The sequence below is a fragment of the Bacillus sp. EKM501B genome (assembly GCF_011800505.1).
In the GTDB taxonomy this organism is placed as follows: Bacteria; Bacillota; Bacilli; order Bacillales; family Bacillaceae_G; genus Bacillus_A; species Bacillus_A cereus.
In genome coordinates this window covers 14364-36867 of the sequence record NZ_JAALFZ010000024.1, presented here as the reverse complement: position 1 = coordinate 36867, position 22504 = coordinate 14364, and the positions used below count along the sequence as shown (strand labels likewise).

Below are 22504 nucleotides of genomic sequence, written 5' to 3'. Positions count from 1 at the left end.
ATGGATAATGTTATGTGAAGAGGTGATACATATGGAAAATGTCTATAAAGGACTTAGGCATACTGGGTTTATTATGATGTTTATTTTTGGTAGCGTATTTTTACTTCGCTGGTTTATTCATGATGAAATGTTAATAGATCAACTTATTGGTTTTAGTGTGGGCATAGTAATGGTTATTTCATCAGTTTTCATTCAAAAGTATAGTAAAGAATTAAAGGTAGAAGAGAAGTATTAAAAGGTTATAACCTTCTTCATATTTTGGAGGTGCCTTTATAGTTTGAATGATTGTTGTAAAAGAAAAGTAGAGCATCGGATTTCGATGCTCTACTTTTTTAATGTGGTAAGAATATCAATTGATAAGCAAACAAAATTCCAAATACATATACAAGTGGGTGAACAGCACGGAATTTACCTTTTGCCACTTTCATAAGTGGATATGAAATAAATCCAAGTGCGATACCTGTTGCGATACTTGATGTAAGAGGCATGCTTAAGATTACTAAAAATGCTGGGAATGCTTCATCAAATGCGTCCCAATCGATGTGGCGAACTGAACCCATCATAAGACTACCAACGATAATTAATGATGGAGCAGTAATAGCTGATACACCAGAGACAGCACTTACTAATGGTCCGAAGAATGCTGCTAGTGCGAATAGAACAGCTACTGTAACAGTTGTTAAACCAGTACGACCACCAGCTGCAACACCAGCAGATGATTCAATGTAAGCTGTTGATGGTGTCGTTCCGAACATAGAACCAATAGTTGCTGAGAATGAGTCAGATAGAAGAGCTCGTCCAGCTTTTGGGAGTTTTCCGTCTTTCATAAATCCACCTTGTTGAGCTACCCCAAGTAATGTACCTGTTGTATCAAATAATGTAACAAGGAAGAATGAAAATACAACGCCGTATAATCCGTAGTTAATTACGTCAGATACAGCAGTAATTGGATTTGAAACGATAATTCCTTCTGGTAATCCAGGCATTGATGTAACACCGTTTGAGAATGTTAATTGTCCTGTGAAGAAAGCGATAATACCAGTTAATAGCATACCGATAAATAGTGCGCCATTTACATTTAAAGACATAAGGATAATAGTAATTCCAAGTCCAGCTAATGCTAGTAGAACTGGAGCAGAGTGAAGATCACCAAGTCCAACTAAGTTTGCATCATTTTTTGTAACGATACCAGTTAATCGTAAACCGATAAAGGCGATAAATAACCCGATACCAGCAGTAATTGCATGTTTTAAGTTTTCAGGAATTGCTTCCATTAATTTTGTACGGAAAGATGTAAATGATAGCAAAATTAAAATCATACCTGCTACGAATACAGCAGAGAATGCAATTGCGAAAGTCATGCCTTCATGCGCTTTTACAACAGAGTAAGAGAAGTAAGCATTTAATCCCATACCTGGCGCGATTGCGATTGGTAAGTTTGTAAAGATTGCCATAAATAATGTTCCGACAACAGCAGCAATAATTGTTGCTGTAAATGCTTGTTCAAATGGAACACCTGCATCTCCAAGGATAACAGGGTTTACGACAATGATATATGCCATTGTTAAGAAGGTAATAATACCTGCCATAATTTCAGTTTTAATAGAAGTTTTATGTTTTGAAAGGTTAAACATATAAACATCCTTTCTGTTTACGAATAATTTTCACAACAGTTATATATAATATTCGTTTTTTATCTATTTTGCAATAGTTTTGCATAAAAAGTTTATAACAATTCATATTTTGTGTCTTAAATTCGAATATTAATCGTAAACCGATGTGTGAATTTCAGCTTTTTATTGTGCACATGCTAAGGAAAAGGAGTTGAAAGCAGCTATGCCACAGCAAAAAAACTTTGTAACAATGCCTGCGCAACATCAAAATAAGCAGCCTGGTATTGAATCATTAATGAATCCTCTACCACAGTTTGAAGATCCCAATTATAAAGGTAGCGAAAAGTTAAAAGGAAAGAATGTATTAATTACAGGGGGAGATAGCGGAATTGGACGAGCAGTTTCCATCGCCTTTGCAAAAGAAGGAGCAAATGTTGCGATTGCTTATTTAGATGAGGAAGAAGATGCTAATGAGACGAAGCAATATGTTGAGAAAGAAGGTGTAAAGTGTGTATTGTTGCCGGGTGATTTAAGTGATGAACAGCATTGTAAAGATGTTGTTCAAGAGACCGTCCAGCAGCTAGGTAGTTTACAGGTTTTAGTAAATAATGTCGCGCAGCAATATCCGCAGCAAGGACTAGAGTATATTACAGCAGAACAGCTAGAAAAGACTTTTCGTATTAATATTTTTTCTTATTTTCACGTTGCGAAAGCAGCCCTTTCTCATTTGAAGAAAGGGGATGTCATTATAAATACGGCATCTATCGTTGCATATGAAGGAAATGAAACGTTAATTGATTATTCCGCGACGAAAGGAGCAATCGTAGCTTTTACAAGATCACTTTCTCAATCGTTAGTGCAAAAAGGGATTCGGGTAAATGGTGTTGCACCAGGACCGATTTGGACACCGCTTATTCCATCGAGCTTTGATGAGAAGAAAGTCTCTCAGTTTGGGAGCAATGTCCCAATGCAAAGGCCTGGTCAACCATATGAGTTAGCGCCGGCATACGTATATTTAGCGTCTGGTGATTCTTCTTATGTTACTGGACAAATGATACATGTAAATGGGGGCGTTATTGTAAATGGATAGTTTTCATTTATAAGAGCAAAGTAATGTTAATTCCACTTATTATAGTGAGCGCTAGGGGGGATATAGCTGAAAAAGTTATGTTTCGTCATACTATTATTTTTCATCCTACCGGTTAGTGCTTTTGCTAATACAGATCATTTAATATTAGTGAATCTTACGACAAATCAGTTGTCTTTTTTTGAGAATGGAAATTATACAAAAACATTTCCAGTAACGACTGGAAGAGATCGTACACCTACGCCTGAAGGTAACTTTTGTATTATAACTAAATTTAAAAATAAAGAATACCATCGAAAAAAAATACCTGGGGGTGCACCGAATAATCCTCTCGGTACGAGGTGGCTTGGACTAGATAAGAATGAATATGCGATTCACGGGACAAATCGGGAATGGACGATTGGAAGTAGGGAATCAAATGGTTGTATTCGCATGCATGACAGGGATATACAATGGTTATATGACAGAGTACAATTACAAACAAAAGTAATCATTTCTCGTTTTCATACGAGCCCCGAATATGAAGCGAATAAGCTTGGTTATCGCGTTGTGAGCTGGAATAGTCGGAAAATAGAAGAAGAACAAATTGGAGTACTTACGCTAGTAGACCGCGCGGATATATATTGGCAAGAACCAAATGGACAGTTAACAAAAGTGAAAACGGTATTGCCAAATGAAAGATATCCAGTGTACTCAAAACGAAAAGATGGAATATATTATATAGGAAACAATTTGTATATTATAGATGAAACAGGAGAGAAAATTCGTTACGAGCAAATTCCTTCTTCAATTTTAAGTAATATATATAAACGGAAATACAATGTTCCGTAATGGCTACCGTTTTATAGACGGTAGCTTATTTATACTTGGAGTTTAACTGCAACTATTATATTTTGCTGAATATAATACAGTACAGATAGGGGGCGGTTATATTATGAAAAGTGAATTTGCGTTTAAAGTTTTTTTAGTAACGACCTGTTTATTTATCGTGTATTTATATGCGTTTCTCGTCTTTTCTTTTTATGTTCCATATGTTGATTTAATATTGTTCTTCGGATTTATTTGGGCGTTTGTGAAAGCGAGGGAAGGAGAGAAGAGTATATATCGGCGCATTACCTTATGCGGGACGGCCGTTCTCGTTATTTTGTACTTTTTTATTATGCATGATTTTTGGAGGGGAATGTAAAAAGCATACGATTAATCGCATGCTTTTTTTGTTTAATATTTAGGCTTAAATGTATGACAACAAGTTTCTACACTCGTTGCTACAGAACTTTCTAGCGTCTCGTTTGTTAAAACAGTAGCTGTATATGAATCATTTTCAGTTTGACCAGTTTCATCTGCATCAGGCTGAACGATGATCGCACTTGCTTGACAAAAGTTACCTTGTCCCCAAAAAGAACAGTTGGAAACAGAACATCTTACTTCTGGCATAAAACCCCCTCCTTATACATTAGTGTGGGATTTTACACCCATTTCATGTGTAGAAGGAGTTTCCTTTTCTAGTTACTTTTTCGTTTGCTCAAGCCATTCTTTTAATTTATCTTTCGGCTGTTCACCGCTAATACGGCTCACTTCTTTGCCATCTTTAAAATGAATGATTGTTGGTGTTCCTTGAATTTTATATTCATCCCAAGGAGCATCTAATTTTTCAATATCCATAACTTTCATATCAACGTTTAAGTCTTTAGCCATTGGCACTAGGACAGGAGATAATTTTTGGCAATGAACGCAAGATGTTTGATAAAAGTATACTGTTTCTTCTTTTTTCTCTTTTAAGTTCTTTTGAAGATCTGAAAGAGAGATTTTATTTGTGTAGTAGTCAGGACCGTTTGTCTTACTTTCAGTAGGATTATCAATCTTTTGGCTAGTAGCATTTTTTTCTTCCATTTGTGTGACAGCGAAAATTGCTACGAACAAGGCGATAATAATACCACCAAATATAAGCATTTTTTTCATTCTTTCATCTCCTTATTTGTTTTTGATGACAATAAAGCTACAAACAGCGATTGTAATAAAGCCGATAAGTGCTAAAAACGGGATTGTAATAAAACCAAACCAGTTTATAAATTCTCCGGTGCAGGGTACACGACCGCAAGCTGCTCCAGCAGCTGAAAACGCTGGGACTTTTTGAATTGCATAGTGATATAAAGAAATACAAGCACCAATACTTGCAATTGGTAAAGAATAACTTGCGATGCGATAATCTTTTTTTGCTACAGCGATACCGAGCCATAAAACGAATGGATACATAAAAATACGTTGATACCAACAAAGTACACAAGGCTCAAATTTCATGATTTCGGAAAAATAAAGACTTCCCAGTGTAGCGATAAAAGAAGCTCCCCATGCGGTAAGTAAAGCATATTCTTGCTTTTTTTCTCGTCCCATATTTTATACCTCTCTTATAATAGTTACATACTAAATTATAGTATGAAGTGGTATGGAAAAGAAAGAAAAAATATGTTTATCAATAAAAGTTTTATGAGGAGAAACTTTTATTGATATAAAAATTTAAAAAAAGCGCCATTCTCCGGAAGAGAATAGCGCTATAGTTTACATTTGAATTTGTTCTACTTCTTCTACATGCGACTTTTGGGATGCGTGGTCAATATATTGAAATAGGAGCTGCAATTGTTTATCAACTTCTGGCAGTTCCTTGCTGTATTGATAAGCGTGTAAAAAATGCTCAATACGCTTAGAAAATAATTGATCGTTCGTTTGAACCATGAGAACGAGTAATTTATCCCAATTACAGCAATACGTGTAATAGAGAGCTTTATCATAGTCGTTATATGTTTGCACTGTGTACCCTCCTTACCGAGAGTTATATATAGTGTGTGATAAGTAAGGAGAAATACACTTGAAAGAATTTGTTAAGAAAAAATGAGAATGAAAAGAAAAAACGAGGAATTCCCTCGTTTTTTAAGCTTTTGGCATTGGCGTAGGTGTTGGTTTGCCATAGCCTTCTTTGTATTTATTATCGATATAGTTACGAATTTCAAGCGTTGATTTTCCTTTTTGTTTCATGGAAGCAGATTCAACTGCAATTTCTAGGCAATTGACGCAAGTCGTTGCATGGGAGTCCCAAACAACTTCACCATTCTTTTTAATTTCACGAATAAAGCAGTTTTTATTATTTTTATGTCCTACACTTTCACCGCAACCACAATAGCATGGAATCCAATCTAATAGCTCTGCATTTTGTCCAGCGACGGTGTAGATATCTTTCATTTGTGGATCAAGCTTATCTAGGAAGGTTGGAAGTGTGTCGACTCCTTTTGTTTTCTCTTGAATGTCAGCTTGCTGAGTGTGCGATGCGTGGTCATGTTCTTCTTGTTTTGATTCAGAAGATTTTTGGTCATTTGTACCAGTACTTCGGCATCCAGCAAGAATTAAGCTTAGTACTGCAAGTAAAGAAAATACATACTTTTTCATTCGCTTGTCCCCTTTACAAATGTATTAATAAAATTGTATCAGACTAAGGGACACCTAGGGAGAAGTTTTTTTTGAACGATTTTTGAAGTGCCATCTTAGTGAATGAAACAAAAATAAAATCGGGATATAAGTGTATACAATATATAAACCCGCTTGAGATAGTACGGTATTTAATGTGTTGATACTTTCACGGTTTGTGAGGAACAGAGAAGCTGAAAATATGATGAAAATAAAAAACGGTAATGTAAATTTAAATGAAATATGAAAGGAACGCTTCATCGTTTGACATGATGACCAAATGGTTAAGCAAAGGTTTGGTAAAATAATTAAAAACCAAACGAAAATAATAATATATTCAAAGCGCTGAATAAAAGGAACTTTAATTATTTTTAACATCGTTAAAGTAGGCCAAATAGTACGGTTTAATTGTCCCTCGCTGTAATACATAAAAGATACGATAGCTAAAACTACATAAATTAAGGTGCTAAAAGCAATTCCAGCATGGGCCCATCTTTTTAAAGATTTTCCTTTTTCAATAAAGGGATAAAAGATAAGAATTGTTTCAAACCCTAGAAATTCCAATGCAGAGTGTTTTGCAGATATAAGCATGTCAAAAGGTGAATGTGTAAAAATAGGTAAAATATTACGAAAATGTGCATACTTCATCGGATAGACTAAAAAGAATACAACGAACATAGGAAGAACAATACCCCAAAAACATATCCCTGTCACAGAACGGAAGCCACCTTTTATAATGTAGTAAGTGACTAATAAAAACATAAGCGTAAGTTTCCATAACTTAATGGTAGGGAAAATCCAAACTTGTATCACTTCCATATATGTACGAAGAACAGTAAGGCAAAATAATAAGCAATAAAGAGTGAAAATTACAGAAAATATAGAGCCAACCCATTTTCCAAAGGTTGTTGTATGAATACTAATTAAATCTCCGTCTTTTTCAAGCATTTTTAACATACAAAACAGTACAATATGAGTTGCAATACCTGCAATAATAAGAGAAATCCAAGCATCATAACCTGCATTTTTCAAAATTACACGTTGATATCCGAGAATTCCTATACCAATCTGGAGAGAATGCAATAAAATAAATGCAAAATATGGAGATACTGTCTTTGTTTTATTCATTGTATTCATCGCTTATTTCACCTCACTATTCTCCGATTCCAGATTGTACAATATTAAGATCTAAATTTATATCTACCGCTACATTTTTATACATATTTCGAATTTGTTTTATATTCCATTTTCTCGTATGGCTTCTAATTTCATCTCGTATTCCTAACGGATCAATTTCCTTTTCTTGAAATTGTTTTATTAAATCTTCACAGTCTTTTTCGACATTTCGTTCAATTTGTTTTTTTATATAGTTGATATTTGTTTCTTTTCTTAAATCAATCCAATTAGGAGAGTTTTTAATTAATCCATTTAATTTTAAATGGATTTTTACTTTTGGTATGTCGCCAGTTTGATCTATATCATATTTGTTTTTCCCAGCTAAGTTTTGTATCACAACCATACCTTTATGTTTATCCTTTTTTATTGCTGCTTCGTAACGTCCATTTTTCGTAGGATTAATAAGTAATTTTGCTAAAACAGAATGTCTTTTATCCGTATACATGACGACTTTATCGCCTTTTAAAAAGGCAAGTCCTTTGACAGCGACAGAATGATTATCGTCCATTTTAATATAAGGAACATAGGCATCACATACAGAAGAGTAATAATTATATAAAAAAATGTTTAATTCAGTTTGTGGAATGTTCTCATTTCTTATATTTTGCTCGAGTAAATCAGCAATATATAAAGACCCATTTTTTTTCCCGTAATTTAAAAGCTCTTCAGCCGATCCATCTACAATTGCTAGTTGTACATCACGCCCGATATTTGGGTCACGTTGTAAGTTAGTAATAATCTCTCCCATTCCGCGTTCCCCTAGAGCCTTTCCAAATAGGACGACACGCATTTGACCTACAACAACATTGTGAGGAGATTTCGCATTTAATCGTGAAGCAATTGTTTCAAGTGAACGGGCAGATGTTGTTTGCGTCTCTGGTTTAGACTTTACACCATGTGTGTACTCTGGGAATAGAATAGTTCCTTGGAATTTTTTGTTTTTTGTGATGTCAAATCCAGCAATATGAATAATACGCTGTGCATCCACTATATACGTTTGTGTACAGCCAGTTTGTAAAACGAAGAAGATAATGATAAGGTGCAATAAAATTTTTTTCATTCATTCTCACCATCACGTTTTTGCTTCGATTTGTTTGGATTGTAGCGCCATTTTGATTTTGGTCTAAGAAAAGAAGGTCTTTGTGCCGTTTGACTAAATGGTAATCGAAGAAAACCTTCTGCTGTACCTAAGCCACGAAATGGATATAAAGGTAACAAATAAGGTGATCCAAGCGATTTTAATTTAATTAAATGAGCTAAAATAAATACAAATCCGACAGCGAGGCCTAATCCTCCGAATGCACCGGCTAAGAGAATAAGCGGAAAGCGTAACAACCGGATAGTAGAAGACATCTTTACAGTCGGTGTTGTGAAAGATGCAAGGGCGGATAAAGCAACTGCAATTAATAAAATTGTACTTGTTAAAGCTGCTTCAACAGATGCTTGGCCAATTACAATCCCCCCAACAATCCCGATCGTTTGTCCGACTTTTGTTGGTAAACGCGCCCCTGCTTCACGAAGCAATTCGATTGTAATTTCTAAAAAGAGTGCTTCTAGAATAGGAGGAAAAGGTACGTTAGCTCTCGAGAAAATAATAGGACCTAGTAGATCGGCAGGGATCATTTGATAATGATATGTTAAAGCCGCTGTATAAATAGCGGAGGAAAAAAGAGAAAATATAGCTCCGAAAAAACGAATAATACGAAAGAACGATCCAATCATCCACGGTAAATAATAATCTTCTGGTGAAATGAAAAAATCCAGTAACGTTGTTGGTCCTGATAAAGCATATGGAGAGCCATCTGTTAAAATTAAAACTTCCCCGTTAATTAATGCAAATACAGCTCGATCTAATCGTTCTGTAGGTAATAGAACAGGAAAAGGTGAATTGCTATTATCACTAATAAATTGCTCAATCATAGTTGAATCAAATGGGACATCAAAGTCAATGTCTTCTAGCCGTTGAATTGCGGTGTTGACAAATTGTTCATTTGTAATTCCTTCTATATAAGCAACTGCTACTTTTGTTTTTGATATAGATCCGACGGTAACTTCTTTAAAAATGAGTTGCTCCGTTACGATATTTCGGCGTAATAAGTGGATATTTGTATCAAGGTTTTCAACGAAACCGATTTTAGGCCCGATTACGCTATACTCATTTTCTGTATCGTTATATAATCGTTTTCCTAAAACAGTACTTTCGGCACGAATTAAAGCATATTGATCAGGATTCGAATTGTTTTTTAAGCGTATTAAAATATATCCACCTAATAATTTTTCACGAATATCATCAATAGAAGGGGAGGTAATAATGTCTTCAATAGAGATAATATTACATAAATCAGAGATGTTTTGGATTTGTTCCGATTCCTTTTTTATAGGAGTTAAAATGAATTGTTTAATAATAAGTGCTTCCACGACAGATTTATAATAAAACAAGCACAACGTTTCATCTTTAAGTATGTTATAAGAGACAAAATCGCTTGATTCTTTCATGGTTTGTATAAATTCTGGGATAGAACAAAGTGTTTTTGTATTAGTCTTTTTTGATTTCTTAGATGATAAACCGAACATTTTCTCACCCCTAACTTACATCATTTACTTGTGTTAGTTTTTGGGAAAGACGGGAATTTATACTTAAAAATTGAAAGTTCATAAAGAAAAGGAAGAGTAGTGAAAGCCTCTTCCTTTTTAGCATTTTAATTTGTTTTTTGTTCTTTAATAGACTTCACTAATTTCATCATTTCCGCTCGTATATCTTCTCTTTTTACATTTAATTTTTCGGCAATTTGTTTAATGTCCATTCCATCTTTTTTCATTTTTAATACATCATCAAGAGGGGTATTGCTTTTTTGAGAGATGATTGTTAACACAGTAAGATGACGCAATTTGATGTTATATTCTTTCATTTTTTGCTTTAGCTGATCAGGTGTGGATTTTTGCATAGTTGCTAACTGTTGTAGCAGTGCTTGCTTTGTTTCTTTATTCATATGATGCTTTTTCAGCTTACTTGGATCTACACCGAAATGCTCGGCTGTTTTCTCCCAAGATTTATTTTGCTTATAGTAAGCTAAAACATCTTTTATTTCTTTATTACTAATTCTTGCAATATGAGCAGCTTTCCAAATTTCATGTTTGTTATAGCCGAGTTTTTCTAGCGATTGCACTTCTTCTTCTGGAATTGGTTTATGGTGATGCATTGTTACTTCTTTTGGTGTGGCAGCGGATGTAGGGAAGGTGGATATCCCGCATAATAATGCTGCCATAGTCATACAAACAGCGATTTTTTTGTACATGTAAACTCCTCCTAGATGGATAATGTAGAAAACTGTACACATATCATTTCCATAAAATGTGAAATACTTGTGAACAAATCAAGTTTTTTTATTCACAGTATGAAATGACGTTTTTAGAAGTTTTCCAACATAAAACATTGATTAATAGTAAAAAACTAAGGTATAATCGAAATTGAAAATCAATATCAATGATGACGATAAACTTATACATATAGATAAAAATAAGGGAGAGATAAATATGACTACATATACTTCCATCGCTAATGTGATTAAAGAAAGACGCTCTGTTCGTACATTTACAGACAAAGCAGTAGAAAAAGATTTATTAATTGAACTATTAAACGATGCAACATGGGCACCAAATCATAAGCACCGTGAACCATGGAATTGTAAACTATACATCGGAGAAGGCCGCAAGAAATTAGTAGATGCAGTATTAAACTCTTTCACGGAAGAAGAAAGAGCGAAACGCGGTAAAATTTTATCAGATCGTTTTTTAAGCACGCCTGCACAAATCGTTGTATATATAAATGAAGATCCGCGTCAAATTCAACGTGATGAAGATTATGCTGCAACATGTGCATTCATGCAAAACTTCCAACTTCTTGCTTGGGAACGCGGATTAGGTTGCGTTTGGAAATCAGGCGGATTAAACTACAATCCATTATTTATAGAAGGAATCGGTTTAACAAGAGGCCAACGTATCGTTGGAATTCTTCATATCGGCTATTTCGATAAAGCGCCAGAAGGAAAAGCACGTACTCCGATTACGGAGAAGATGGAGATTATTGAAGGTTAATAGATGAGACATTCTCGTTTTTGCGGGGGTGTCTTTTTATTATGCAATCAATCCTCATGAAAGCTTGTTCTTCATCATACACTTTCTTAAGGGAAAGTGTAAGGAGGGAAAATAATGAGAGCAAGTGACGATAAAGCACTGCAATATGCGATTGCGGAAATTACGGAAATTGCGACTGGATTTGGGCTTGATTTTTATCCGATGCGTTATGAAATATGTCCAGCGGAAATTATTTATACATTTGGTGCATATGGGATGCCGACAAGGTTTTCACATTGGAGTTTTGGAAAACAATTTTTCAGAATGAAATTACAATACGATTTAGGACTTAGTAAAATATACGAACTCGTTATTAACTCTGATCCATGTTACGCCTTTTTATTAGATACGAACTCTTTAATTCAAAACAAATTAATTGTAGCGCACGTTTTAGCACACTGTGACTTCTTCAAAAATAATATTCGTTTTTCAAATACGAAGCGAGATATGGTAGAGAGTATGGCCGCAACAGCGGACCGTGTGAAAGCTTATGAGCATAAGTATGGAAAAGCAGAGGTAGAAACATTTTTAGATGCCGTACTTGCCATTCAAGAGCATATTGATCCGTCGCTTATGCGTCCCAAGCTCGCATGGAGTATTGATGATTTAGAAGAGGAAGAAGTAGAAAAGAAAAAGGTATCGCAATACGATGATTTATGGAATTTAGATAACCGAAATAAAAAACAAGAGCGCTCTAATATACGTAAAAAGAAGAAAATCCCACCGCAACCAGAGAAGGATTTACTTCTCTTTATTGAAGAATATAGCCGTGAGTTAGAAGATTGGCAGCGTGATATATTAACGATGATGCGCGAAGAAATGTTATATTTTTGGCCGCAGCTTGAAACGAAAATCATGAACGAAGGCTGGGCATCCTACTGGCATCAACGCATACTTCGTGAAATGGACTTAACCTCTGATGAAGCAATTGAATTTGCGAAACTAAATGCAGGTGTCGTTCAGCCATCAAAAACAAGTATTAATCCATACTACCTCGGTATTAAAATCTTTGAAGATATTGAAGAACGGTACAACAATCCGACTGAAGAAATGAAACGACGAGGCGTAAAACCAGGATCTGGCCGTGACAAAATGTTTGAAGTACGCGAAATCGAATGGGATGTATCCTTCTTAAGAAACTACTTAAATAAAGATCTCGTAATGAGAGAAGATATGTATTTATTCCAGCGCCAAGGAAAAGAATATAAGGTAATAGATAAAGAATGGGAAAATGTACGTGATCAGCTCGTAAATATGCGTACAAATGGTGGCTTCCCATACTTAGTAGTAGAAGACGGAGACTACTTAAAAAACGGAGAGTTATACATTAAACATAGTTACGAAGGAATCGAGCTCGATTTAAAATATTTAGAAAAAGTATTACCATATCTTCATCAACTATGGGGAAGAACGGTGCATATGGAGTCCATTGTGGAGAGTAAGGGCGTTGTGTTTTCTTATGATGGTAAGATGGTGCATCGGAAGTATGTGTGAGGGGAAGAACGGACATAGGATACTGTGTCCGTTCTTTTTATTTGGAACCAAGTTAAATATGCTATTCTTGAAAAAAGGGAGTTATATAGAGAAATGGAGTGATTTAAATGAGCAAAATAGGGGTATGTAAGGTTGATATTACGCCGCCTGTAGGTATTGATTTTGTCGGATATCATAGAGAGACAGGAATAAATAATATTGAAGAGCGTATTTATGGGACAGTTTTTGTATTTGAAAAAGATGAAATGAAAACTGTGTTTATAAGTATCGATAATATTGGGATGTTAGTAGAAGATACGAATATGATTCGTGAGCGAGTAGCAAGTAGGCTTCATGTGCCATTTGAGCGAATAACGGTTGTTTATACTCATACGCATTCCGGTCCAGAGACAGTCGGTGATGATCCGCTAGTGCAGTCGTATAAAATGATTTTAGTAAATAATGTAGTACATGGTGCTGTTACTGCAAATAACAATTTAAAGCGATGCGAAGTTGGATGGGGTGTTACGACAGGTGATATCGGTGTAAACCGACGAGAGAGAACATCTGATGGAAGAGCAGAGATGGGAACAAATATTGAGGGTGTTGTAGATAAACGAATTGGCATGTTGGCAATCAGAAATGCTGAAACGAAGGAGCTATCTGGGATTATAGTATTTTGTACTGCGCATCCGAATGTTTTAAAAGGTGATAGCGATGAATTATCAGCAGATTATCCTGAAATAACGAGAGAGATTCTAGAGCAGATAGTGAACTGCCCTGTTATTATTGTTCAAGGTGCCGCTGGAAATGTGAATGCGAAATATCGCGGTTCAAGGGAAGCGTTAAAACAAATGGCTTACATACTTAGTGGACATGTATTAACGATGTTACCAACAGTTACATATAGTCCAATTGTAAAATTAAGGACAGTTTCAAGTATGATGCAAATGAAGTTGAAGGATATTCCTGAAATTGATGAGATACGAAGCATGGCTCGATTGGCCGAGAAGCAGTGGGGCGTGAATACGGATGAATGGCTTGCTATCGTATTAGAGAAATATAGGCAAGGTATTCGGAAGTTACGTATAGATTTAGAAGTTCAACTGTTTCAAGTTAATGATGGTATGTTTTCAGGTATACCGATGGAACCTTTTTCAGAAACTGCCTTAGCAATGAAAGAGAGCCTTCAAAATGAATTGGCTTTCTTTGGTGGATATATGAACGGATATCTTGGTTATTTACCGACAAAAGACGAATATGCATATGGCGGATATGAAGTAGAATTAAGTCCTATTGTGTATGGAACAGTTACAAATTTGTTAATGCCACCGGGAGAGAATACTGCGGAGTTGATTGTGAAAAAGGTTATGGATTTATGTAATATGGTGAAACTTTAATGAGACAGGTTTTTGAACGCAGAGTAAAGAATATGACTCATTGTTTGATTTTGTTAAGTCAACGTAATTAATAATGATAATCATTATTAATTACGTTGACTTCTAAAAAAAGAAAAACTAGAATTTATAAAGGGATCTTCAATTGTTCGCTATCATTTGTATAGGAGGTAAGTTATGTTGGATAGCTTTATTTCTATAAGATGTAGGTTGGCTCTTTATAGTTTTGGTGTTCTTTTTATCTTTTTTTGTACAGTATTTTTGGTGAATCAGAAGGTGTATGCAGAAGATGTACCGTGGACATCAGTTTCAAATGAGGGAGAACGTGTACTTTTTCAAGAACAATCTTTGTATAGTAATGATCGAAGGGGAGAAGATCTTGTTTCACCTTCATTTGAAGGGCGTAAACATGGTGGGGAAGATTGGGGATACTTATTAAGAGACAGTAATTTTAATTATCCATCTAATATCCTTACACATTCTGTAATAGGAAGAGATGATCGAATTAGAGTTACTAATACAACTTTGTATCCTTATAGGGCTATAGTACACTTAGTAATTCAATTTAATGGACAAGAGGTTTATGGGTGTACAGGAGCGCTAATTAGTAAAGATACAGTATTTACAGCTGGGCACTGTGTTTACAATAAAAAGCTTGGTGGATGGGCAAAAAATGTTATTGTGACTCCTGGTAGAAATGGAGACCAAGCACCGTATTTGCCTTATAGTTGGACAAAGCTTTATTCAGTAAGTGGATGGACTGATGATGGAGATTCGGAATTTGATTATGGAGCCATTAAATTAAATGGATCTCCTGGAGATTATACAGGTTGGTTAGGATATAGAACTACTAATGTAGAGTCTCCAAAGGGATTACTCGCAGTAGTTCCAGGGTATCCATGTGATAAAGTAGGAAATGAAAAATATACTATGTGGACAGATTATGGACCAATTGAAGGCACTAGTCCTAGAATTTTAACATATAGGATGGACACTTATGGATGTCAAAGTGGAGCACCTGTATATCATGACTATTCTCGTACGGGTGTAACAATAATAGCTACCCATACAGTAGGAAGTAATTCTTGGAATTCTGGAAACCGGGTGACAGACGATGTTTTTAATAATCTTAAAAAATGGTCTGAATAAATATAATAAGCTTTTATGGATTTTATTTTGTGTATTGGTCATAATCGTAATGACTAGTTATATAGTAAATAATGAAAAGAAGTTTAGTAAGGTTGTTAATTCTGTAACTTTTCACGTGAAAAATAAAGAAAAACAGCCAATAAAAGATTTTGAAATTATACTTATGAAAGACGAATCACCTGAACCCAGTAAAGAAATTGGGATCTCAATAGGGAAAACAGACGAAGAAGGAAAAGTTATTTGGAGGAATGTGAGAACGGGAAAATATATCGTATTTTTGCCAAATAACGAGACGCAGATGGTTATGATTAATGATAGAGATGCAACGAAAAAAATAAATATATCATTGTAGAAAAAGAGTCCATTGGGATTCGTTTTCTCAGGTTGTGGCATTAAAGAATTTTACGTGGAATGGATTTAACCTTATGTGAAGAAGCTATTGATTTTGAAAATTTAAATACAGGTGTATTTAAATTTTCAAAACACGTATTTATACATTGGTTTAATCGTGCAGAAAGTTATAGAACTATACGCAAAAGAACTTGGAGGTATCTAAGTTCTTTTTTATTTGTTTCAAATTTGTGAAAGAAAGACATATTGATTGAAATTAAATTTTTTATACTCTATCATATACCCATACAGGTATAGGTTTTTGTTTGATGCATGAGGAAATTAAATAATAAATAACATGGAGGTTTGAAATATGTCTAGAAAAATTGTTGTAGTAGGCGGAGTTGCTGGCGGGGCATCAGTAGCTGCAAGGCTTCGTCGTTTAAGTGAGGAAGATGAAATTATTATGGTTGAACGCGGTGAATACATTTCGTTCGCAAACTGTGGATTGCCATATTATATTGGCGGTGTCATTACAGAAAGACAAAAGTTATTAGTACAAACTGTTGAAAGGATGTCAAAACGTTTTAATTTAGAGATACGTGTATTGAGTGAAGTTGTAAAGATTAATAAAGAAGAGAAAACAATTACGATAAAGAATGTAACTACAGATGAAACATATAACGAGGAATATGATGTTTTGATTCTTTCACCAGGGGCGAAACCAATTGTTCCACCTATTCCGGGCATTGAAGAAGCGAAGGCGTTGTTTACGTTACGAAATGTACCTGATACAGATCGTATAAAAGCGTATATTGATGAGAAGAAACCACGTCATGCGACGGTTATTGGTGGAGGATTTATTGGAGTGGAAATGGTTGAGAATTTAAGAGAACGCGGGATTGATGTTACTCTTGTAGAGATGGCGAATCAAGTAATGCCACCAATCGATTATGAAATGGCAGCATACGTACATGAACATATGAGAAATCACAATGTTGAGCTTGTTTTAGAAGATGGTGTAGATGCGTTAGAAGAAGACGGGGCTATTGTACGTTTAAAAAGTGGCTCAGTTATAAAAACAGATATGATTATTTTAGCAATTGGTGTACAACCAGAGAGTAGTTTAGCGAAAGAGGCAGGATTAGCATTGGGAGTTAGAGGAACGATAAAGGTAAATGAGAAATTTCAAACATCTGACCCATATGTATATGCAATTGGTGATGCGATTGAAGTGAAAGATTTTGTTACAGAAATAGAAACGATGATTCCTTTAGCGTGGCCAGCTAATCGTCAAGGTCGCATGTTAGCAGATATTATTCATGGTCATACGGATTCTTTATATAAAGGTACGATGGGAACTTCTGTGGCTAAAGTTTTTGATTTAACAGTTGCTTCGACTGGAGTGAATGAGAAAATATTAAAACGACTAAATATACCCTATGAGGTAGTACATGTACAGGCAAATTCTCATGCGGGATATTATCCGAATGCTACGCCTGTGCTAATAAAATTAATTTTTAATAAAGAAAGCGGAAAAATTTATGGAGCGCAGGCGTTAGGGCGTGATGGTGTAGATAAGCGTATTGATGTTATTGCAACGGCAATGAAGGCAAACTTAACTGTAATCGATTTGCCGGATTTAGAATTATCATATGCCCCGCCCTATTCTTCTGCAAAAGACCCAGTAAACATGGTGGGGTATGCGGCAAGTAATATAGTAGATGGTTTTGTGGACACAGTGCAATGGCATGAAATAGATCACATTGTTAAAAATGGTGGATATCTTATTGATGTTCGAGAGCCTAATGAACTAAAACAGGGAATGATTAAAGACTCTATTAATATTCCGTTAGATGAATTACGTGATCGATTGGATGAAGTGCCAATGGACAAAGAAATATATATCACTTGCCAACTTGGTATGAGAGGGTATGTTGCAGCGCGCATGTTAATGGAAAAAGGATATAAGGTAAAGAACTTAGATGGTGGCTTTAAATTATACGGAACAGTAGTACCAGAACGTGTTGTATATTAATATTTTTTCATCTTCCACTTCAAAATTTGGTGGAAGATGAAAGCCTATATAGTAAGGTTTCACTTCTTGTTTTGTGAACATATAAGATAAATATTAAAAATAGGGGTTTACAAAATACCCTATAGGGTATAATATATTGTCATAGGTTATAAATAGTGACATAATGGTAATGAGGTGATTATAGAATGGAATATAATCAAGATATGAAAAATAGATTGAAACGTATTGAAGGTCAAGTTCGTGGTGTACTTCGTATGATGGAAGAAGGAAAAGATTGCCGAGAGGTTATTACACAGTTAACGGCATCTCGTTCTGCACTTGATCGTACAATTGGACTTGTTGTTGGGACAAATTTAGAGCAATGTTTGCGTGAGCAGTTTGAAAGCGGTAATGCTTCAAATGAAGAGTTAATTAAAGAAGCTGTTCAATTACTTGTAAAAAGCCGATAATCTGTCAGACATAATTGTTGACAGATTTTCAAAAACATTTTAATATACCCATACAGGTATATGTATATAAGTTGTGGAGGAATCAATTATGAGTATAAAAGTGGATATGAGTTTAGATTGTAAAGGGTTGGCTTGTCCGATGCCGATTGTGAAAACGAAGAAGGCGATAGAAGGATTAGCACCAGGGCAAGTAATTGAAGTTCAGGCAACAGATAAAGGATCTACGGTAGATATAAAAAGTTGGGCGGGTAAAGTAGGACATCAATATATCGGGACGAAACACGAGGATAATGTATTGGTGCATTATGTTAGGAAAGCAAACGAGCATGAAGTGAATGAAATTGTGAAATATCCACATACAATTACGAATGCAGAATTACAGCCTATATTGTCTCATGGAGAAGAGAGCATTGTATTAGATGTTCGCGAAGCAGCGGAATTTGCTTTTGGTCATATTCCATCCGCCATTTCGGTACCATTAGGTGAATTAGACAGCGCAGTATTAGATAAGACGAAGCAAATTTATGTTATTTGCCGAACTGGTAATCGCAGTGATATAGCTTGCCAAATGTTGAAAGAGAAAGGTTATTCAAATGTGAAAAATGTCATTCCAGGTATGTTAGAGTGGCAAGGGAATATAGAGAAATAAATTTTTTTGAATAAAAATATACCTATGGGGGTAATAGAGTGAGTGTTAAACCGTTACAAGCAAAAGATGTGGCAGAGAAAGTGTTATTCGGAGAGTTATTCATTTTAGATGTTCGTAATGAGGCGGATTATGAAGATTGGAAAATTGAAGGGAAACAAGTTTCTTCTATTAATAGACCTTACTTTGACTTGTTAGATGGTGTAGATCATATTGTAAGTGAATTACCTAAAGATAAAGATGTTTTAGTAGTATGTGCAAAAGAAGGGTCTTCTATATTTGTGGCAGAGCAATTAACAGAGGCTGGATTAGAAAATATTTATTATTTAGCTGGTGGCATGAAGGCTTGGAGTGAATATGTAAAGCTTATAAAAGTTGGAGATTTAAAAAATGGTGGAAGTATGTATCAGTTTAACCGCCTTGGAAAAGGCTGTTTATCTTATATGGTCGTTTCAAATGGTGAAGCAGCAGTTATTGATGCAGTAAGAACAGTTGAAGCATATGAAGAATTTGCGAAAGAGCATGGCGTTACGATTACGAATGTAATGGATACACATTTACATGCAGACCATATTTCCGGAGGACGTAAGTTAGCGGAAAAGGTAGGTGGTACGTATTGGTTACCACCAAAAGATGCAGAGGAAGTTGTTTTCTCATACGAACCGCTTGTTGAAGGATCTGTTATTACGGTGGGGGGTACTAAAATTGTAATTGACGCATTATACTCACCAGGGCATACGATTGGAAGTACGTCATTCATTGTAGATGATTCTTATTTATTATCAGGCGATATTTTATTTGTAGATTCAATTGGGCGTCCTGATCTTGCTGGTAAGGCTGAAGATTGGGTGAGTGATTTACGTAATACTTTGTATAGCCGATATAAAGAGCTATCTCAAAATTTAGTTGTGTTACCGGCTCATTATTCAAAAATAAGTGAAATGAACGAAAGTGGTATCGTTAGTGCAAAATTAAAAGATTTATTTGAGCATAATGCAGGATTAAATATTGAGGATGAGGGAGAGTTCCGTAAAGTTGTAACAGAAAACTTACCACCTCAGCCAAATGCATATGAAGAAATTCGTCAAACCAATATGGGTAAAATTCACCCAAGTGTGGATAAAGAGCGTGAAATGGAGATTGGTCCAAATCGTTGTGCAGTGCACGAATAATGAAATAAATAAAAAATGGAGGAATTGATGATGAATATAAAACAAGTGTTAGATGCGAAAGGTTTAGCATGTCCAATGCCGATTGTAAGAACAAAGAGAGCAATGGATGCTCTACAAACTGGAGAAGTGTTAGAAATACATGTAACGGATAAAGGGTCAGTTAAGGATATTCCAGCGTGGGCAAATAAATGTGGCCATGACATCGTAAAGCTTGAAGAAGAAGGCGATGTGCTGAAGTTTTGGATTAGGAAGGCGTAGTGAAGCAATAGTTTTGTAAATATAGAGAGGTTGGTTATATGAACACAATATTAAGTACGCTTTTCATTGTACTTGCTGCATGGTTTGTTATTTCACGATTTTTACCAGTGAAAGGTGTTCAAAATATAAATGGCAAAGAATTGAAAAGTATAGTGGGGAAAAAGGGGAAGTATTTTATTGATGTCCGTACAGTAGGTGAATATAGAGGGAATCATATGAAAGGCTTTCAAAATATCCCCCTAAATGATCTAGCAAGTAAGGCGAATCAATTAGATAAGAATAAGGAAGTAATCGTTATTTGCCAAAGTGGAATGAGAAGTAAGCAAGCAGCAAAGGTATTAAAGAAATTAGGATTTCAGCACGTTATCAATGTTTCAGGCGGTATGAATGGTTTGTGAGGAGGGAATTTAAAATGAAAGAAATGACAGTAAAAGAATTGGAAGAAAAATTGTTACGTAAAGAAGCAGTAAATATCGTGGACGTACGTGAAGTAGAAGAAGTAGCCGAAGGGAAAATTCCAGAAGCGTGTAATATTCCACTAGGACTATTAGAGTTTCGTATGCATGAGTTGGATAAAAAGAAAGAGTATATTATCGTTTGTCGTTCTGGCGGAAGAAGTGCACGAGCAGTTCAGTTTTTAGAGAGCTACGGTTTTCAAGCAATTAATATGGTAGGTGGTATGTTAGCATGGGAAGGTAAAGTCGTATAGTACAGAGATACATGATTTGAGCCTTTTTATAAATGATAAAATACCCCTATAGGTAATCGGAGGGAGAACAACATGGAACAACAGAAGAAAACAACAATCGTTTTATTTAGCGGAGATTATGATAAAGCAATGGCTGCTTATATTATTGCAAATGGTGCAGCGGCGTATGATCAAGAGGTAACTATTTTTCATACTTTTTGGGGATTAAATGCTTTAAGGAAAGATGAGCATGTGAAGGTAAAGAAAACTTTTATAGAAAAAGTGTTTGGAAAAATGATGCCACGCGGTGCGGATAAGATGGGATTATCAAAAATGAATTTTGCAGGTATGGGACCAAAGATGATTAAAGGTATTATGAAAAAACATAATGCGATGCCTTTACCAGATTTAATCGATTTGGCGAAAGAACAGGGGATTAAACTTGTCGCTTGTCAAATGACAGTAGATTTATTAGGGTTAAAAGAGGAAGAGATTATGGAAGGGGTAGAGTTTGCAGGAGTAGGAGCTTATTTAGCAGATGCTTCGGATGGGAATGTAAACTTATTCATTTAATTCATCTTCTTTCTAGAAGGGAGGGGATGTAAGATGAGCTTAGTCGTATTACTTTTTATAATTGGATTTATAGGATCGTTTATATCAGGAATGGTTGGAATTGGCGGTGCGATTATTAATTATCCGATGATCTTATACATTCCGGTATTGCTGGGATTTTCTGGCTATACATCACATGAAGTGAGCGGTATTACAGCGGTACAAGTATTCTTTGCAACTTTTGCAGGCGCTTGGGCATACCGGAAAAGTAATGACATGAATAAAACGTTAGTTATGTATATGGGAGCTAGTATATTAATAGGAAGCTTCATAGGGAGTTTCGGTGCTAACATATTAGAGGAACATACAGTCAATGTTGTTTATGCAGCATTAGCTACAATTGCAGCTATTATGATGTTTGTACCGAAACAAAATAATAGTGGAGATGTGAAGTATAATAAATGGTTAGCAAGCTTGTTAGCGTTCGTTGTAGGGGGAGCTTCAGGCATTATAGGAGCTGGAGGTTCGTTCCTTTTAGTTCCCATTATGCTAGTTATTTTAAAATTACCACTGCGCATGACGATCGCAACATCTATCGCTATTACGTTTATTTCCTCAATAGGGATTACTACAGGAAAAATGGTTACTGGGCAAGTAGTTATCATTCCAGCTCTAATTATTGCGGTTGCCAGTATATTTGCTGCGCCACTTGGAGCACGAGTCGGGAAGAGGCTAAATCAAAAAGTACTGCAATATGTATTGTCCACTTTAATTGTAGGCACTGCTGTTAAAATGTGGATCGATATGATATCAAAATAAAAGGATGGTGCTGCTTACAGCCCATCCTTTTATTTATTGCCCGTAAACCTAACGGATTATAGTTTTA

General features: G+C 35.4%; 28 protein-coding genes. 18 read left to right on the top strand and 10 right to left on the bottom strand.

Annotated features, from left to right (window positions below; translation table 11 throughout):
* Positions 1 to 31: 31 nt before the first annotated feature.
* Positions 32 to 235, top strand: coding sequence for a hypothetical protein (locus tag HFD78_RS25870; RefSeq protein ID WP_000432806.1), 204 nt, complete (start codon positions 32 to 34; stop codon positions 233 to 235).
* Between the two features lie 97 nt (positions 236 to 332).
* Here the strand turns inward: HFD78_RS25870 and HFD78_RS25865 are convergent, their stop codons facing one another.
* Positions 333 to 1634 (bottom strand): NCS2 family permease, encoded by a 1302-nt coding sequence (locus tag HFD78_RS25865; protein WP_000482710.1) that lies wholly within the window; start codon positions 1632 to 1634, stop codon positions 333 to 335.
* Between the two features lie 202 nt (positions 1635 to 1836).
* On the opposite strand from HFD78_RS25865, the gene HFD78_RS25860 reads away from it, so the two are divergent.
* From HFD78_RS25860 to HFD78_RS25850, 3 genes are all read left to right on the top strand, one after another.
* The gene (locus tag HFD78_RS25860; RefSeq protein WP_001136285.1) at positions 1837 to 2703 is read left to right on the top strand and encodes an SDR family oxidoreductase; all 867 of its coding nucleotides are present in this window, start codon (positions 1837 to 1839) and stop codon (positions 2701 to 2703) included.
* 66 nt (positions 2704 to 2769) lie between these two features.
* A complete protein-coding gene (locus HFD78_RS25855) occupies positions 2770 to 3531 on the top strand; it encodes a L,D-transpeptidase (protein ID WP_025118307.1) in 762 nt (253 codons plus the stop codon).
* Positions 3532 to 3634: 103 nt separating this feature from the next.
* Complete coding sequence (locus tag HFD78_RS25850; protein ID WP_000834195.1) at positions 3635 to 3886, top strand: hypothetical protein; 252 nt, start codon at positions 3635 to 3637, stop codon at positions 3884 to 3886.
* Positions 3887 to 3918: 32 nt separating this feature from the next.
* Here the strand turns inward: HFD78_RS25850 and HFD78_RS25845 are convergent, their stop codons facing one another.
* The 9 genes from HFD78_RS25845 to HFD78_RS25805 form a co-directional block, all read right to left on the bottom strand.
* Complete coding sequence (locus HFD78_RS25845; RefSeq protein ID WP_001115484.1) at positions 3919 to 4134, bottom strand: DUF1540 domain-containing protein; 216 nt, start codon at positions 4132 to 4134, stop codon at positions 3919 to 3921.
* Positions 4135 to 4206: 72 nt separating this feature from the next.
* Positions 4207 to 4659, bottom strand: coding sequence for a thioredoxin family protein (locus tag HFD78_RS25840; protein ID WP_000738450.1), 453 nt, complete (start codon positions 4657 to 4659; stop codon positions 4207 to 4209).
* 12 nt (positions 4660 to 4671) lie between these two features.
* The gene (locus tag HFD78_RS25835; protein WP_000532264.1) at positions 4672 to 5091 is read right to left on the bottom strand and encodes a disulfide formation protein C; all 420 of its coding nucleotides are present in this window, start codon (positions 5089 to 5091) and stop codon (positions 4672 to 4674) included.
* 165 nt (positions 5092 to 5256) lie between these two features.
* A complete protein-coding gene (locus HFD78_RS25830) occupies positions 5257 to 5505 on the bottom strand; it encodes a YhdB family protein (protein WP_001195459.1) in 249 nt (82 codons plus the stop codon).
* 120 nt (positions 5506 to 5625) lie between these two features.
* Entirely contained in the window at positions 5626 to 6138 is a 513-nt protein-coding gene (locus HFD78_RS25825) for a PCYCGC domain-containing protein (RefSeq protein WP_000761041.1), read from the bottom strand.
* 54 nt (positions 6139 to 6192) lie between these two features.
* Positions 6193 to 7293, bottom strand: coding sequence for a GerAB/ArcD/ProY family transporter (locus HFD78_RS25820; RefSeq protein WP_097863010.1), 1101 nt, complete (start codon positions 7291 to 7293; stop codon positions 6193 to 6195).
* A 16-nt stretch (positions 7294 to 7309) separates the two neighbouring features.
* A complete protein-coding gene (locus HFD78_RS25815; protein ID WP_000722248.1) occupies positions 7310 to 8392 on the bottom strand; it encodes a Ger(x)C family spore germination protein in 1083 nt (360 codons plus the stop codon).
* Complete coding sequence (locus tag HFD78_RS25810) at positions 8389 to 9906, bottom strand: spore germination protein (protein ID WP_000467489.1); 1518 nt, start codon at positions 9904 to 9906, stop codon at positions 8389 to 8391. Before HFD78_RS25810 ends, HFD78_RS25815 begins: the two co-directional genes overlap by 4 nt.
* A 125-nt stretch (positions 9907 to 10031) precedes the next feature.
* Positions 10032 to 10628, bottom strand: coding sequence for a hypothetical protein (locus tag HFD78_RS25805; protein ID WP_000276968.1), 597 nt, complete (start codon positions 10626 to 10628; stop codon positions 10032 to 10034).
* A gap of 238 nt (positions 10629 to 10866) precedes the next feature.
* Here HFD78_RS25805 and HFD78_RS25800 point away from each other — a divergent pair, with 238 nt between their 5' ends.
* From HFD78_RS25800 to HFD78_RS25735, 14 genes are all read left to right on the top strand, one after another.
* Positions 10867 to 11427: a nitroreductase family protein gene (locus HFD78_RS25800; protein ID WP_000214819.1), complete on the top strand. Its 561-nt coding sequence runs from the start codon at positions 10867 to 10869 to the stop codon at positions 11425 to 11427.
* A gap of 114 nt (positions 11428 to 11541) precedes the next feature.
* Positions 11542 to 12960 (top strand): stage V sporulation protein SpoVR, encoded by a 1419-nt coding sequence (gene spoVR, locus HFD78_RS25795; RefSeq protein ID WP_001202701.1) that lies wholly within the window; start codon positions 11542 to 11544, stop codon positions 12958 to 12960.
* Between the two features lie 107 nt (positions 12961 to 13067).
* Positions 13068 to 14339: a neutral/alkaline non-lysosomal ceramidase N-terminal domain-containing protein gene (locus HFD78_RS25790; protein WP_000034545.1), complete on the top strand. Its 1272-nt coding sequence runs from the start codon at positions 13068 to 13070 to the stop codon at positions 14337 to 14339.
* A 174-nt stretch (positions 14340 to 14513) separates the two neighbouring features.
* Complete coding sequence (locus tag HFD78_RS25785; RefSeq protein WP_000887282.1) at positions 14514 to 15485, top strand: trypsin-like serine peptidase; 972 nt, start codon at positions 14514 to 14516, stop codon at positions 15483 to 15485.
* The gene (locus HFD78_RS25780; protein WP_000478588.1) at positions 15451 to 15837 is read left to right on the top strand and encodes a YbfJ family protein; all 387 of its coding nucleotides are present in this window, start codon (positions 15451 to 15453) and stop codon (positions 15835 to 15837) included. The genes HFD78_RS25785 and HFD78_RS25780 overlap by 35 nt, the downstream gene beginning before the upstream one ends.
* 351 nt (positions 15838 to 16188) lie before the next feature.
* Positions 16189 to 17853: a CoA-disulfide reductase gene (cdr, locus tag HFD78_RS25775; protein WP_000087605.1), complete on the top strand. Its 1665-nt coding sequence runs from the start codon at positions 16189 to 16191 to the stop codon at positions 17851 to 17853.
* A 185-nt stretch (positions 17854 to 18038) separates the two neighbouring features.
* Complete coding sequence (locus HFD78_RS25770; RefSeq protein ID WP_000456205.1) at positions 18039 to 18302, top strand: metal-sensitive transcriptional regulator; 264 nt, start codon at positions 18039 to 18041, stop codon at positions 18300 to 18302.
* Between the two features lie 88 nt (positions 18303 to 18390).
* Positions 18391 to 18951 carry a sulfurtransferase TusA family protein gene (locus HFD78_RS25765; RefSeq protein ID WP_000023958.1) on the top strand — a complete coding sequence of 187 codons (561 nt, stop codon included), beginning with the start codon at positions 18391 to 18393 and terminating at the stop codon, positions 18949 to 18951.
* 38 nt (positions 18952 to 18989) lie between these two features.
* Positions 18990 to 20120: an MBL fold metallo-hydrolase gene (locus HFD78_RS25760; RefSeq protein WP_000114055.1), complete on the top strand. Its 1131-nt coding sequence runs from the start codon at positions 18990 to 18992 to the stop codon at positions 20118 to 20120.
* Positions 20121 to 20147: 27 nt separating this feature from the next.
* Positions 20148 to 20378 (top strand): sulfurtransferase TusA family protein, encoded by a 231-nt coding sequence (locus tag HFD78_RS25755; protein ID WP_002093886.1) that lies wholly within the window; start codon positions 20148 to 20150, stop codon positions 20376 to 20378.
* A 38-nt stretch (positions 20379 to 20416) separates the two neighbouring features.
* A complete protein-coding gene (locus HFD78_RS25750) occupies positions 20417 to 20776 on the top strand; it encodes a rhodanese-like domain-containing protein (protein WP_001092317.1) in 360 nt (119 codons plus the stop codon).
* 14 nt (positions 20777 to 20790) lie between these two features.
* On the top strand, positions 20791 to 21087 hold the full coding sequence (locus HFD78_RS25745) for a rhodanese-like domain-containing protein (RefSeq protein ID WP_000661816.1): 297 nt from the start codon (positions 20791 to 20793) through the stop codon (positions 21085 to 21087).
* Positions 21088 to 21159: 72 nt separating this feature from the next.
* Positions 21160 to 21639 carry a DsrE/DsrF/DrsH-like family protein gene (locus HFD78_RS25740; RefSeq protein WP_000437728.1) on the top strand — a complete coding sequence of 160 codons (480 nt, stop codon included), beginning with the start codon at positions 21160 to 21162 and terminating at the stop codon, positions 21637 to 21639.
* Positions 21640 to 21672: 33 nt separating this feature from the next.
* Positions 21673 to 22437, top strand: coding sequence for a sulfite exporter TauE/SafE family protein (locus HFD78_RS25735; RefSeq protein WP_000060715.1), 765 nt, complete (start codon positions 21673 to 21675; stop codon positions 22435 to 22437).
* The last annotated feature ends 67 nt before the right edge of the window (positions 22438 to 22504 follow it).

Coding starts and splice junctions, on each gene's coding strand:
- HFD78_RS25735 (WP_000060715.1), top strand. CDS start 21,673: ATGAGCTTAGTCGTATTACTTTTTATAATTGGATTTATAGGATCGTTT.
- HFD78_RS25850 (WP_000834195.1), top strand. CDS start 3,635: ATGAAAAGTGAATTTGCGTTTAAAGTTTTTTTAGTAACGACCTGTTTA.
- HFD78_RS25835 (WP_000532264.1), bottom strand. CDS start 5,091: ATGGGACGAGAAAAAAAGCAAGAATATGCTTTACTTACCGCATGGGGA.
- HFD78_RS25870 (WP_000432806.1), top strand. CDS start 32: ATGGAAAATGTCTATAAAGGACTTAGGCATACTGGGTTTATTATGATG.
- HFD78_RS25840 (WP_000738450.1), bottom strand. CDS start 4,659: ATGAAAAAAATGCTTATATTTGGTGGTATTATTATCGCCTTGTTCGTA.
- HFD78_RS25740 (WP_000437728.1), top strand. CDS start 21,160: ATGGAACAACAGAAGAAAACAACAATCGTTTTATTTAGCGGAGATTAT.
- HFD78_RS25765 (WP_000023958.1), top strand. CDS start 18,391: ATGAGTATAAAAGTGGATATGAGTTTAGATTGTAAAGGGTTGGCTTGT.
- HFD78_RS25860 (WP_001136285.1), top strand. CDS start 1,837: ATGCCACAGCAAAAAAACTTTGTAACAATGCCTGCGCAACATCAAAAT.
- HFD78_RS25815 (WP_000722248.1), bottom strand. CDS start 8,392: ATGAAAAAAATTTTATTGCACCTTATCATTATCTTCTTCGTTTTACAA.
- HFD78_RS25785 (WP_000887282.1), top strand. CDS start 14,514: ATGTTGGATAGCTTTATTTCTATAAGATGTAGGTTGGCTCTTTATAGT.
- HFD78_RS25755 (WP_002093886.1), top strand. CDS start 20,148: ATGATGAATATAAAACAAGTGTTAGATGCGAAAGGTTTAGCATGTCCA.
- HFD78_RS25770 (WP_000456205.1), top strand. CDS start 18,039: ATGGAATATAATCAAGATATGAAAAATAGATTGAAACGTATTGAAGGT.
- HFD78_RS25865 (WP_000482710.1), bottom strand. CDS start 1,634: ATGTTTAACCTTTCAAAACATAAAACTTCTATTAAAACTGAAATTATG.
- HFD78_RS25780 (WP_000478588.1), top strand. CDS start 15,451: ATGTTTTTAATAATCTTAAAAAATGGTCTGAATAAATATAATAAGCTT.
- HFD78_RS25810 (WP_000467489.1), bottom strand. CDS start 9,906: ATGTTCGGTTTATCATCTAAGAAATCAAAAAAGACTAATACAAAAACA.
- HFD78_RS25745 (WP_000661816.1), top strand. CDS start 20,791: ATGAAAGAAATGACAGTAAAAGAATTGGAAGAAAAATTGTTACGTAAA.
- cdr (WP_000087605.1), top strand. CDS start 16,189: ATGTCTAGAAAAATTGTTGTAGTAGGCGGAGTTGCTGGCGGGGCATCA.
- HFD78_RS25790 (WP_000034545.1), top strand. CDS start 13,068: ATGAGCAAAATAGGGGTATGTAAGGTTGATATTACGCCGCCTGTAGGT.
- spoVR (WP_001202701.1), top strand. CDS start 11,542: ATGAGAGCAAGTGACGATAAAGCACTGCAATATGCGATTGCGGAAATT.
- HFD78_RS25825 (WP_000761041.1), bottom strand. CDS start 6,138: ATGAAAAAGTATGTATTTTCTTTACTTGCAGTACTAAGCTTAATTCTT.
- HFD78_RS25750 (WP_001092317.1), top strand. CDS start 20,417: ATGAACACAATATTAAGTACGCTTTTCATTGTACTTGCTGCATGGTTT.
- HFD78_RS25845 (WP_001115484.1), bottom strand. CDS start 4,134: ATGCCAGAAGTAAGATGTTCTGTTTCCAACTGTTCTTTTTGGGGACAA.
- HFD78_RS25805 (WP_000276968.1), bottom strand. CDS start 10,628: ATGTACAAAAAAATCGCTGTTTGTATGACTATGGCAGCATTATTATGC.
- HFD78_RS25820 (WP_097863010.1), bottom strand. CDS start 7,293: ATGAATACAATGAATAAAACAAAGACAGTATCTCCATATTTTGCATTT.
- HFD78_RS25800 (WP_000214819.1), top strand. CDS start 10,867: ATGACTACATATACTTCCATCGCTAATGTGATTAAAGAAAGACGCTCT.